This is a genomic window from Pseudoalteromonas sp. 2CM41L (assembly GCF_023161905.1).
Lineage (GTDB): Bacteria > Pseudomonadota > Gammaproteobacteria > Enterobacterales > Alteromonadaceae > Pseudoalteromonas > Pseudoalteromonas atlantica.
In genome coordinates this window covers 34,197-46,870 of record NZ_JALNTN010000005.1, presented here as the reverse complement: position 1 = coordinate 46,870, position 12,674 = coordinate 34,197, and the positions used below count along the sequence as shown (strand labels likewise).

Below are 12,674 nucleotides of genomic sequence, written 5' to 3'. Positions count from 1 at the left end.
GGGTCATGATGGACTTGAACCATCGACCAATGGATTAAAAGTCCACTGCTCTACCAACTGAGCTAATGACCCGCTCTGTGTGCTACTTTGTAAGATAGCTGCGTAAATCCGCCGATTGAACCAATCTTTACCTAAATAAAGAATGGTGGGTCATGATGGACTTGAACCATCGACCAATGGATTAAAAGTCCACTGCTCTACCAACTGAGCTAATGACCCGCTCTTTTTGCCGCATTTTGAGTGGGGTAACCATTCGTTTGCTGCGGGCGCTTATAATACTTATTTATAAAATGAGTGCAACCGAAAATGTCTCTTTTTTTCAGTTTTTATGCCTAGGTGAGCAAAATTAAAGCGTTTGTGCTCAAACTACATGCAAATACAAGATTCGCCGAGTATTTCTATGTAGTTTGAGCTTTAAATACACCGCTTAAATGCGTCCTAATTAGCTAGACGCTCGGTTGCAAGTTTTGCAGCAGTTGTACTTGGATATTGGTTAATTAGATCACCCAATATTTTTTGTGCCTCTTGATTCAGGCCTTGCTCTTGTAAAAGCGTGCCTAACTTTAACATGGCATCTGGTCGTTTATTTGAGTTTGGAAACTCATTAACCACAACTTTAAAATGCTCACTTGCTTTTACACCATCATTTTTAATAGTCAGCAACTGCCCAAGCCAATAATGTGCATTAGAGGCATACACAGAATTAGGATAGGTTGTTAAAAATGTTTGAAACTCAGGAATAGCTTGGTCGTAGCGTTTATCTTTCATTATTAGCGCTACTGCACGCTCATACGCTTCGTTTTCAGATAAGTCACTGCTATAGGTTTGTGCGTCACTCGATTGCGTGTAATCGGTTGCAGGCGCAGCAGCGGGTTGTGTATACGCTTGGCTAACGCGGTTTTCTATTTCTTGATAAAGCTCACGCTGGCGCTGAAGTACTTTTTCAAGTTTATAACTTTGCTCTTCAGTAACACCGCGAATTTGGCTTACTTCATCTTGAAGTAGATTAAGTTGTTGCTGTAATTCAACTTGTAATAAGTTTCGCGACTGCATCATGTTTTCTAGTGACGCTAAACGCTTCTCTATGCTCGACTGTGAACTTGCAGCTTCTGAAACAGGAGCGGGAGCAGCCAAAACTTGGGTGCTCCCGCTCAATATCATGGCTGCCAAAATAATTTTCGGCTTCATAATATCTCTTATCTTAGTAAACTAGTACCGCACGGCGGTTTTTAGCGAAAGCTGACTCAGTGCGAGATTTAACCATTGGTTTCTCTTCACCGTAGCTAACTACTGACATTTGGCTAGCAGAAACACCTAAGCTTTGTAGGTATTTTTCTACAGCTTGGCCACGGTGCTCACCTAGTGCAATGTTGTACTCAGGCGTACCGCGCTCATCAGCGTGACCTTCAATTAATACTTTTACTGAAGGGTTCTGAACTAAAAACTCAGCATGTGCACGAAGTAATTCTGCGTACTTGTTCTCAACAGTTGCTTTGTCGAAGTCAAAGTAAATAATTTGTTCTTGACGAAGCGCTTCATACTTTTGACGAAGTTGCTCTTCTGCTTGTTGTTCAGGTGAAATTGTTGCTACTTCAACTGTATCCGTGTTTGTTGATTGCTCAACTGCACTTTGATTTGATTGGTTAGCTGCGCCTTCATCAATATCTGAAGATGAGCTACAAGCGGCTAATGTCATTACTGGCACAGCGATTAGCAGGCCTTTAAGTACTTTGTTAAGTTGCATTGAGTAGATTCCTATTTTTGAGTAAACCAGCAAATATTACTGTAAATATGGCGACCAAGCTGGTGCCTTTACTTGTCCGTCTAGCACGGGTAAACGTGCTTTAAAGCGACCGTCCATCGATACCAGCGCGAGTACCTGTTTATTATTATGAAGCGTGCTATAAATGATCATCGAACCGTTTGGCGCTATGCTCGGTGATTCATCAAGGCGAGTTCGCGTTAATACTTGAAACGCGCCTGTAGCCAGCTCTTTCTTAGCAAGATGGTACTGCCCGTTGGTACGGTTAACCATCACTAATTCTTTACTGTCTGGCGTTATAGAACCCGCTAGGTTCATATCGCCGTCGAAGGTCAATCGTTGTGACCTACCAGTTCTTAAATTTAACTTATAAATCTGGGCATTACCACCCCTTTCAGATGTAAACACAATATCCTGGCCATTTGGATACCAAGATGGTTCAGTATCTATACTACGGTGGCGTGTAAGGCGTGTTTCTTTACGGGTTGCTAAATCTAAAACGTAAACTTCGGTTGCACCTGTTTTATCTTTAGAAAGCACCAATAACATTTTTTTGCCATCTGGTGAAAACTGCGGTGCACCGTTAATACCACGGTAACTAGTGATCAGCTCACGCTTACCTGAGTATAGGTCTTGGATGTAAATTTGGCTTTGGCGGTTTTCAAACGTTACATACGCAAGCTTAGTACCGTCTGGTGACCAAGCTGGCGACATTAACGGCTCTTTTGAGCGCAATAATACTTGCTCGTTAAAGCCATCGTAATCAGCAACCACTAATTGGTATGGCTTAGCTTGGTCTTCACGTACGATTACATAAGCAATTTTAGTTAAAAACGCGCCTTTTTCACCGGTTAGCTTTTCATATACTACATCGCTTATGCGGTGTGAATAACGGCGAAAGCCACTTTCACCAATTACGCTTTCGCGCGCTTCTAAAATATGATCTTGGCTTTTTACTAGTTTACCGCTGCTCATCATTTGAGTTTGGCCACCGGTAATTTGCCCACGAATAACATCAACTAATTCGTAGCGTACTAAGTAACGCCCATCAGTTTGTTGCTCTACCTCGCCTACTACAACCGCTTCTACACCTTGGTTTACCCATGCTGCGTAGTCAATGTCGCCGTCTTTATTAGGAAGCTGTGGCATTTGTGCTACATCTACCGGTTTAAATTTACCACTGCGCATTAAATCGGCAGCAATTACATCGCTCAATTTTTGTGGAATTGGGCCAACACCGTTGTATTTAAAAGGCACTATGGCAATAGGACGTGCGCCGTCTACACCTTCAGTTATTACAATTTCAAGTGCCGCATTTGCCACACCCTGAAATCCTAATAATATAACTACAAAGGCTATTTTAATTTTGCTGAACATATCATTCCTTTAAAATTCTGGCTTGATTGTTAAATTAATATTCTTAAGTTGCTCGAATACGTCTTTGTCTTTAGATACAGGTAATGTATCGGCCATGCGCACAGCTCTAAGGGCAGCTTCACACACAAGCTTATCACCCCCTAACGATTTAACTTGCGTTACTAAACCATTAAACCCAAGACGAATATTTACTCGACACTGTTGGTTTTTCATTTTTTCATCAATCAGTAAGTTTTGCTGAATGCGCGCCATAATTAAAGCACGGTACTTATCAACTTCGCTTACTACTTGCTGTTGGCGTATTTTACTACGTGCAGCCTGCTCTTTAGCAAGTTGTTCTTGTAACATTTGCTCTTGCAGCGCTTGCTGACGTTTACGCTCAGCTTCTTTTGCACGTTCTTTAGCTTCTGCTTCACGCTTTTTACGCTCTGCTTCGGCTTTTTTCAGTGCCTCTTCTTCTGCTTTGCGTTTATCTGCAGCAGCTTTAGCGGCGTTTTCAGCCTCTTGCTTTTGCTTTTCAGCTTGTTTTGCTTTAGCACGCTCTTTTTGTTCAATTTCGCGCGCTTTTTTAGCTTCAGCCTCAGCTTGTGCTTTTTCTTTCTCTTTTGCTTTGCGCTGTTGCTCTAACTTTTTAATATTACGCGCTTCGGCTTCACGCTGTTTACGCGCATTGGCGGCTCTGCGTTCTAAGTCGCGAATGCGTTTATCTTCAGCGCGTTTTTTAGCATCTTCTTTTTTTTGTAGCTCAGCAATTTTTTGCTCAACTTGTTTTTGATCAACAGTGACCGCCGAAACCGCATTATCAGGCTCAGGAATAGCCGAATTAAGAGTCACTTCCATTACTTTAGGTGCCGGTGGGTGTATATTTGCAGTTGCCCACAAAAAGCCCCCTAAACCTAAATGTAAAAGTACTGACTTGATTATAGAACTATTCATGTTACTACTGTGTCCCCTCAAAGGATTCTGTCATTAAACCCACAGATGGTACGCCAGCATTCTTTAAAAAGTCCATTAATAACAACACTTCTTGGTAAGAAACCTTACCAGAGCCTTTAATCATTACTGGTACATCAGGGTTTTTCATTAGCTGAAGCTTAATAACCGCGGCCACATTAAGTGCTTCCATTGGCTCTTCTGGATCAGTGCCTATGCTTACATAGTACTTACCTGCCGAGTCAATTGAGGCAATAATGGGTGGCGTGTCTTTAGTATCAACTAAATCCGACTCTTCCATTTTTGGTAAATCAACTTTTACACCGTGAGTAATAAGCGGTGCTGTTGCCATAAATATAATTAGCAATACCAACATTACATCAATGTAAGGTACTACATTAATTTCTGCGACCGGACGGCGCTTCTTACGCTGATACATTCGCTTTAGCCTCTATTTGGGTAGCTGCTTGACGGTGTAAAATATTGGCAAATTCTTCCATAAAGTTGATGTAGTGTGATTCTAGTTTTTCAACTTTATTAGCAAAGCGGTTATACGCAATAACAGCCGGAATAGCCGCAAATAAGCCCATTGCCGTTGCAATAAGTGCCTCAGCAATACCTGGCGCTACCATTTGTAATGTTGCTTGCTTCACTTCACCAAGTGCTATGAAGGCATTCATAATACCCCACACCGTACCGAATAAGCCGATATACGGACTAATCGAACCCACTGTCGCTAAAAACGATAAGCTCGATTCTAGTTTTTCAATTTCACGTGACAGTGCCACACGCATTGAGCGATGCGTACCTTCCATTACAATGCCAGCACTTTGAAAGGTGTTCTTTTTATGGCGTGCAAATTCTTTAAAGCCAGATGTAAATAACGCTTCAATACCATGAGATTGACCGCTACGTGATGAGATTTCGTTGTATAGTTTGCTTAAGTCGATACCTGACCAAAATTTTTGTTCGAATTTTTTTGCATCAGACAAGGCGTCGCTAATTGCTTTTTTGCGCTGAAAAATAATTGCCCATGACATAACAGACATTGCTACTAGCGCTAGCATTACTAACTGCACAAGCAAACTGGCTTCTAGAATTAGATCTAAAAAATTAAGCCCTGATCCCACGTTAAACTCCTAAATAATTTCAAAAAACGTCAATTTGGTTATTTTGTGTAAATAAGACCATTGTAACGGCCATAAGTTGCATCTAGTGTATCGAGTCAAGGGTTTACTGACAACGATATTGCTATGAATTGGCAACAAAAAACGTTAAACATACGCTTAATCGCTTGTTTGTTTCTAAAACGCGACTACCGCGTTTAGTAAAACACAACTTAATACTACGAAAGTGCGTAAATATACGCAGTAAACTTAATAAAACGCACCGTTTATTCATAAAAAGTGCATAAGCACGCAAAAGTAATTCACGCCACTTTGCATGTACTAATATAACTAATACTGTAACAATACAGCTCAGACCAGTTATTTATTAATTTTCAGCTACTTATAAAGTTAACGAATAATTAACGTACAAGATTCGAACAATAATAAAATTCATAAGATTAGTTTTTCTTATCTGAAATTTTAAATTTTCTAGTTTGAACAAAAAATGCTTATTCCGTATTATTCTCCCATACCGAGCTTACGCACTGAATGAAACATTTTTCATTAAGCCAAGTTCTTAGTAATAGGATTTTTAATCGTATTACATTGTTTTACTCTTTTTGGATAAAACCTGATTAAGTAAAACGTAGTTCCCTGGATTACTTCCTTCAACTTGTTGTTTGCCCGCATTATATGCGGGCTTTTTTTTGCCTAAATTTTACCGCCAACTTGGCATATAACCGGTATAAATTACACAATCTGTTTAATTGCCAACGGTGTATTTACTATCTTTTTTTACCAATTCGTATTATTAAATTATCTACTTTCAGTAGAAAGCATGTTTATAACAAGGTAAAACTTATTAGCACAATTAGCGCCACGTCTAATCTCTTATGTTGCTACTGCTTTAAAGCTAACTGGTTTTAATGGTACGCAGCATAGCCACGCCAGTCTTAACGTTAAGTGAATTACAAAACGATTTTAATTTATTGGTTACATTTGCAACAAAGTGGCTGAAAGCTGAGTAAGTTTTAAAAAATTATACTAATTTTCTTAATTAAGTGAGCTATGTTAAGGCTGGAAAAACGTGTTGATAGCTAGGCAAAAAATTTGCTATTTCGTTGTTCTTGGCAATTGCTCCTGCACTGCTATACCTTCTGCATTCAGTCGTAAATGAGAGTTTTTATCGCAGGTAGCGATACGTTTGCCTCGCAAAATGATTAAGTGTTATTGCAAATTGGTATTACATTTAACAGAGGAAGTAGCCCGCTACATTTTCTGTAACAGGCTAAAGAGGGGTTAATCTTGTTTGGGGAGTAAACCAAAGTGATGATACGCATTGTCTGACACAATTCGCCCGCGTGGTGTGCGCTGTATAAAACCTTGTTGAATTAAAAACGGCTCTATTACATCTTCAATGGTTTCTTTTTCTTCGCCTATGGCGGCGGCTAAATTATCAAGCCCTACAGGCCCACCCATAAATTTTTCGATAATGGCAAGTAAGTATTTACGGTCCATGTAATCAAACCCGCTTTTATCTACGTCAATCATATCAAGGGCAAGCTCGGCAACTGAGGCATTTACTGTACCATCTGATTTTACTTGCGTGTAATCGCGCACACGACGTAATAAGCGGTTTGCTATACGCGGTGTGCCTCGTGAGCGTTTTGCAATTTCGGTAGCGCCATCGTCGCACATTTGTAAATCTAGGTAATGTGCAGAGCGCCCCACTATATGCGATAGGTCAGCTACCGAGTAAAACTCTAAGCGCTGCACTATGCCAAAACGGTCTCTTAGTGGTGAGGTAAGTGAGCCTGCGCGTGTTGTCGCGCCAATAAGCGTAAACGGCGGTAAGTCTAATTTAATAGAGCGTGCAGCGGGGCCTTCACCAATCATAATATCGAGTTGGTAATCTTCCATTGCGGGGTAAAGTATTTCTTCAACTTGTGGGCTGAGTCTGTGTATTTCATCAATAAACAGCACGTCGCCTTCTTCAAGGTTGGTAAGCAATGCAGCAAGATCGCCGGCTTTTTCAAGTACTGGACCCGAAGTGGTTTTAATACTTACATTAAGCTCATTGGCAACAATATTAGCAAGCGTGGTTTTACCTAAGCCCGGCGGGCCAAATATTAATAGATGATCGAGCGCTTCACCGCGGCTGCGCGCTGCCTCTATAAATATTTCCATTTGCTGCTTAACATGCGGCTGACCTTTGTAGTCGGCTAAAAGCTTGGGCCTTATTGCGCGGTCTATGGTGTCTTCGTTGGTTTTTTCGCTCGCGTCAATTAAACGATCAGCTTCAATCATGGGTTACTCACAACATTGATTTTAAAGATTCTTTAATAAGAACCTCAGTAGACATATCGGGTTTACTTACCGATTTTACTGCTTTTTGCGCCTGTGGCAATTTATAACCAAGCGCGACAAGTGCCGATACTGCATCGTCTGCGGCATTATTGGCAATTGTTGCATCGCTAGGAGGCTCTATAACGGCATTATCGCTATATGGCGTAAATAAGTCGTTACCCCAATCTTTTAAGCGGTCTTTCATTTCAAGCACTAAACGCTCAGCGGTTTTTTTACCCACACCCGGTAATTTAACCAATGTTGTGGCATCTTCGTTGTTTACGCAACTAACAAATTGTTGCGCCGACATGCCCGACAAAATAGCTAGGCCTAGTTTAGGACCCACACCATTTGCTTTTAATAGTTCTCTAAAAAGCGCGCGCTCGGTTTTATTATTAAAGCCAAATAATAGTTGTGCGTCTTCGCGTACTACAAAGTGTGTGTACACTATGGCGTTTTCGCCAATATTGGGTAAGTCGTAAAAACAGGTCATGGGCATTTGTACTTCGTAGCCTACGCCGCTTACTTCTAATAAAATTTCAGGCGGTTGCTTTTCAACTAAAGTGCCATTTAAACGGCCAATCATATTTATTTCCTTAAACGTCCTCTAACGGTTTTGCTTGCGCTACCCGCTAGTTTTATTAAATTTTGTTCTGAGTGCGCATGGCAAATTGCAATGGCAAGCGCATCGGCCGCATCGGCTTGCGGTGTGCCAGGTAATTTTAAAATATTTTTTACCATGTGTTGCACTTGCGACTTATCGGCACCGCCATTACCTACCACGGCTTGTTTAATTTGCCGTGCTGAGTATTCAAATACGGGTAAGTCGGCCATAGAGGCTCCCACTATAGCGGCTCCTCGGGCTTGGCCAAGTTTTAGCGCGGCATCCGGGTTATGCGCCATGAATACTTTTTCTATGGCAAAGGTTTCGGGGGAGAACTGCTCTATTATTTGCGTGATCCCTTGGTAGATCATTTTTAATCGTATGGGGAACTCATGCTCGGCTAATTTAATGCACCCGCTTCCTAAATAGGTAAATTTAGCGCCTTGATGCGCAACCACACCATAACCGGTTAAACGCGAACCTGGGTCTATCCCTAAAATAATGGCCAAACAGCACACTCATTATTGTTATTTTTCAATAACGGTAATAATGCCAGAGCACTGTATAAATTACCAGTGGCGAGTAAAAACAAAAACGCCCGCAACTTAGTGCGGGCGTTTAGCGTTAAAAGTATAGCTTAGGTTAAAGCACGTACTAAGCCTTGGGTATTTTGTTTAAGTTTACGGGCAATCATAAAGTAGCCAAGCGCGGCTACAAACACCCCGCCCGACACTGGCCCTATTAGCCAAATTGCCGGGTGCAACTTACCGGCTAAGTCAAACATTTGCTGCTGAACAATCAATAAGGCTATATCACTAAATAATGCGGCTACAAACCCAGCTAAGCCACCTAATAGCAAAAACTCATAAAGCGTCGCATTTTTTATTAACCGCCCTTTGGCGCCTAAAGTTCGCAGTATTACTATTTCTTGCATTCGCTCGCCAAGGCTCGCTTGCACCTGAGATATAAGCACTAATGCACCACACAAAACCACAATAGCAAGCACAAAGCCAATAGCTAACGACACCTGCTCAATGGTTGATTGTATTTGCTTAACAAAGTTATCTACATCGATGGCGGTAATGGTTGGATAAGTGCGCAGTAACTGGCTAAACGCTTTCTTTTGCTCTGGCTCTATACGCACAGATGAAATATACGTTGCCGGAAAATCTTTTAGCACATCGGGGCTTAAAATAATAAAAAAGTTAGGTTTTAGCGTCGCCCAATTTACTTTACGCACACTGGTAATTTTGGCGTCAAATGATTGCGCACCAATTAAAAATGTTAAAGTGTCGCCTATTTCTACGTCTAGGCGCTCCAGCATAGACTCCTCAACCGATGCCTCACCCACTGCGCCTTCGCCAAACCACTGCCCTTGCACAATTTCGTTTTGGGCTGGCACATTATCAAGCCAGGTTAGATTAAGCTCACGGCCTATGCCTGAACGCGCTTCTTCATCTTTTTTCTCGTTATCTTGCAACGACACTTTACGCGCAACAAGCTCGCCATTTACCGCATTTACTCGCCCACGAATGGTCGGATAAAAATCCGAAACTAAAATATCGTTCTCTGCTAGGTAATTATTTACAGGCTCAAGTTCGTTTTGTGTAATATTAACTAAAAATGCATTAGGCGCATCGGCGGGTAATTGAGACTGCCAATCTGAGATCATGTCATTTTTAAGCACAATCAAAAACAATAGCAATTTTATCGCCAATGAAAAGCTAATAAGCTGCACCGCATTTACGTTGGCACGCTTTTGTATAGAAGCAATAGCTAACGACCAACTGTTGCCTGGTTTTAAGCCTAATTTACGACCACCGCCAAATATTAGTTTTGAAATAACAAACAAAACCGCAATCAAAGCAAGCGTAGAGACAAATAAAATAAGCGTTATTTTAATGTTGTTACTAAATAACCACATTAATAAAAACACCGTAAGCGCGCTTAAACCTAAGTGCACACGGCTTACCGCTAGTCTGTCGCCTAAATTACGGCGCAATACTCTAAGCGGTGGAATATCAAATAAATCAAGCAGTGGCTTAATAGAGAACATAACTGCACATATAACGCCTGTGCTAATGGCCACCAGCCAAGGTTTAAATCCGGCGGCAGGTAAGCTCATATCCATGCTTTTTGCTAAATAACCAGTGGCTATTTCTTGCAAACCGTAGCCTATGGCTAAACCCACAATAACCGCTAAAGCACACACCATGAGTAAGTGCATAAAATATATTTTACGGATTAATGCACGGCTTCCGCCAAGGGTTTTCATCATTGCTACGGGGTCGTATTGGCGCTCACAATAACGCTTTGCCGACACAGCAATAGCAACCGTAGCCAAAATAATGCCCAGCAAACCTGCCAGTAATAAAAAGCTTTCGGCACGGTTTAAGCTATTTGATATGGGCGACTGCCTATCTTTTACGCCATACCAACGTTGGTTTTCAGCCATTTGCGGCTTTAACCATTCATAAAACCGGGTTATATCTGATTCATCGCCTGCATAAAGCTGGCGATAATTTACTCGGCTGCCAGGTTGAATAACCTCAGTTTTTGCTACATCGGCAATATTTATAAGCACTCTGCGGCTGCTCGAAAATACATTAAACGGCGCATCTGGCTCTTCAACCACCACTTTTTCTACATTAAATACTGCTGCGCCTAGCTCTACTTGGCTGCCAATATCAATATTTAAGCTGTAAAAAACCGATTCACTTAGCCACACATTGCCAGGCTTTGGGCCGCCCTGCGCTACTTGTGTTTCACCAAGCAATGATGATTTTACTTTTAACTCGCCTTTTAACGGGTATTCGTTAGACGCCGCTTTTACCGAGGTAAATTGCATCTCGTCGTTGGCAAATAACATGGTATCAAAGTAGATCATTTGCGCAGTTTGTAAGTTTTCTTGTTTGGCTTTGCTAATAAACGCCGTGTCTAGCTCATGGGCGCTTGCCAGTACTCTATCTGCGGCGATAAACGCGCTACTTTTTTGCGCTATGCTTTGTGCTATTCGCTCAGTGACCATAGACAGTGTAAGCACCGTTAATACCGCCAGCGCAATGGCGGCACTAATTACCGTTAGTTCGCCGCGGCGAAATTCACGCGCAAATAATTTAAGTGCTAACTTAGCCCACATTCGCTACGTCCTCTTTTGAGTTTTTAACTAAGCAGCCCGCTTCAATTTGTACAATATGCTGGCACTTTTGCGCGAGTGCTTCATCGTGAGTTACTAAAATTAGCGTTGTGCCGTGCTGCTGGTTTAAATCAAATAATAGTGACTCCACCATTTTGCCGTTTTTACTGTCTAAATTTGCAGAGGGCTCATCGGCAAATAAAATTTTAGGTGTGCCAATAAAAGCGCGGGCAATGGCTACACGTTGCTGCTCACCACCAGAGAGTTGCGATGGGTAATGGTCAATACGATGGCTCAGCCCCACTTTTTCTAATAGGGCTAGAGCTTGCTCTTTGGCATCGCTTTCGCCAGCGAGCTCTGCCGGCAACATCACGTTTTCAAGTGCGGTTAAGCTTTGTACCAACATAAAAGATTGAAATACAAAACCTACTTTTTCAGCACGCAATGCCGCGCGTTGCTCTTCATCTAATTTATGTAGCGGCTCGCCATCAAGGGTAATTTCACCACTGCTGGCGGTATCTAGCCCCGCTAATAAACTTAATAACGTGGATTTTCCTGAGCCAGAGGTGCCAACAATAGCAACTGACTCGCCATGCTTGACATTAAAGCTGATGTCGCTGAGGATGGGCAACTCACCTTCGAAGGTAGAAACTACTTTAGACAAACCATTTACTTGAATAATATTTAATTGAGAAAGCGCTGACATATGACTCATTCAATCCTACGTTTTGTATTCGTTTTATTTTTAGTTATCAAACCACTTAGTGCGGCGGCCGACAACACGATTTTAATACTTGGAGACAGTTTAAGTGCAGCCTATGGGCTTAAACAAGAGCAAGGCTGGGTTAAATTGTTACAAGATAAATACGATGCAGAGCAGCGTAATATAGAGCTAATTAATGCCAGTATTAGTGGCGAAACTACCGGTGGAGCTTTACGCAGGCTAGATGCCTTACTAGCGCAATACCAACCAAGCCATGTACTTATTGAGCTTGGTGCTAATGATGGTTTACGTGGTTTTCCGGTAACAAAAATGCAGGCCAACTTAACGGGTTTAATCGAAAAAAGCCAAGCTGAAAATGCCATGGTCGCGTTAATGGAAATTTACATTCCCCCTAATTACGGGCCGCGTTACAGTAAAATGTTCACTGACAGTTTTACACAAGTAAGTGAAAAAACAAATGCTCATTTACTTAACTTTTTTATGCTTAATGTGGCAGATAAGCCAAACTTAATGCAAAGAGATCAATTACATCCAAATAAAGAAGCACAACCGCTGATACGCGATGAAATGTATGACTCGATCAACCAATGGCTAAATAAAGATTAGGGCGTGTTGTTCTTTGGTGGTTTAACATGGGCTGCACGGCATGTGCTTACTAAGGGCGATACGCCCTTAGTTTAAAG

The 12,674-nt window shown here is 41.7% G+C and carries 12 protein-coding genes and 2 tRNA genes; 1 reads left to right on the top strand and 13 read right to left on the bottom strand.

Features of this window, described 5'->3' with window-relative positions; all coding sequences use genetic code 11:
* From MTF64_RS08615 to MTF64_RS08555, 13 genes are all read right to left on the bottom strand, one after another.
* Window positions 1-72: transfer RNA gene (locus MTF64_RS08615), tRNA-Lys, on the bottom strand.
* Window positions 73-143: 71 nt separating this feature from the next.
* Window positions 144-219, bottom strand: a tRNA-Lys gene (locus MTF64_RS08610).
* A gap of 219 nt (window positions 220-438) precedes the next feature.
* Window positions 439-1,188 carry a tol-pal system protein YbgF gene (gene ybgF / locus MTF64_RS08605; protein ID WP_004587278.1) on the bottom strand — a complete coding sequence of 250 codons (750 nt, stop codon included), beginning with the start codon at window positions 1,186-1,188 and terminating at the stop codon, window positions 439-441.
* A 13-nt stretch (window positions 1,189-1,201) separates the two neighbouring features.
* Window positions 1,202-1,744 carry a peptidoglycan-associated lipoprotein Pal gene (pal, locus tag MTF64_RS08600; protein ID WP_004587277.1) on the bottom strand — a complete coding sequence of 181 codons (543 nt, stop codon included), beginning with the start codon at window positions 1,742-1,744 and terminating at the stop codon, window positions 1,202-1,204.
* Between the two features lie 36 nt (window positions 1,745-1,780).
* Window positions 1,781-3,139 (bottom strand): Tol-Pal system beta propeller repeat protein TolB, encoded by a 1,359-nt coding sequence (gene tolB, locus MTF64_RS08595; protein ID WP_004587276.1) that lies wholly within the window; start codon window positions 3,137-3,139, stop codon window positions 1,781-1,783.
* 9 nt (window positions 3,140-3,148) lie between these two features.
* Window positions 3,149-4,075, bottom strand: a complete 927-nt coding sequence (tolA, locus tag MTF64_RS08590; RefSeq protein WP_024032176.1) for a cell envelope integrity protein TolA — start codon at window positions 4,073-4,075, stop codon at window positions 3,149-3,151.
* Window positions 4,076-4,079: 4 nt separating this feature from the next.
* Window positions 4,080-4,511 (bottom strand): protein TolR, encoded by a 432-nt coding sequence (gene tolR / locus MTF64_RS08585; protein ID WP_248451130.1) that lies wholly within the window; start codon window positions 4,509-4,511, stop codon window positions 4,080-4,082.
* On the bottom strand, window positions 4,498-5,202 hold the full coding sequence (gene tolQ, locus MTF64_RS08580) for a protein TolQ (protein WP_004587273.1): 705 nt from the start codon (window positions 5,200-5,202) through the stop codon (window positions 4,498-4,500). Before tolQ ends, tolR begins: the two co-directional genes overlap by 14 nt.
* A gap of 1,278 nt (window positions 5,203-6,480) precedes the next feature.
* The gene (ruvB, locus tag MTF64_RS08575; RefSeq protein ID WP_004587272.1) at window positions 6,481-7,488 is read right to left on the bottom strand and encodes a Holliday junction branch migration DNA helicase RuvB; all 1,008 of its coding nucleotides are present in this window, start codon (window positions 7,486-7,488) and stop codon (window positions 6,481-6,483) included.
* A gap of 7 nt (window positions 7,489-7,495) precedes the next feature.
* Window positions 7,496-8,113, bottom strand: coding sequence for a Holliday junction branch migration protein RuvA (ruvA, locus tag MTF64_RS08570; protein WP_004587271.1), 618 nt, complete (start codon window positions 8,111-8,113; stop codon window positions 7,496-7,498).
* 2 nt (window positions 8,114-8,115) lie between these two features.
* Complete coding sequence (gene ruvC, locus MTF64_RS08565) at window positions 8,116-8,640, bottom strand: crossover junction endodeoxyribonuclease RuvC (RefSeq protein WP_004587270.1); 525 nt, start codon at window positions 8,638-8,640, stop codon at window positions 8,116-8,118.
* Between the two features lie 128 nt (window positions 8,641-8,768).
* A complete protein-coding gene (locus MTF64_RS08560) occupies window positions 8,769-11,270 on the bottom strand; it encodes an FtsX-like permease family protein (protein ID WP_248451129.1) in 2,502 nt (833 codons plus the stop codon).
* The gene (locus tag MTF64_RS08555) at window positions 11,260-11,973 is read right to left on the bottom strand and encodes an ABC transporter ATP-binding protein (protein ID WP_004587268.1); all 714 of its coding nucleotides are present in this window, start codon (window positions 11,971-11,973) and stop codon (window positions 11,260-11,262) included. The genes MTF64_RS08560 and MTF64_RS08555 overlap by 11 nt, the downstream gene beginning before the upstream one ends.
* Between MTF64_RS08555 and MTF64_RS08550 the strand changes: the two genes are divergently transcribed.
* Entirely contained in the window at window positions 11,974-12,597 is a 624-nt protein-coding gene (locus tag MTF64_RS08550; protein WP_248451128.1) for an arylesterase, read from the top strand. It abuts the gene before it with no gap.
* Window positions 12,598-12,674: the final 77 nt, after the last annotated feature.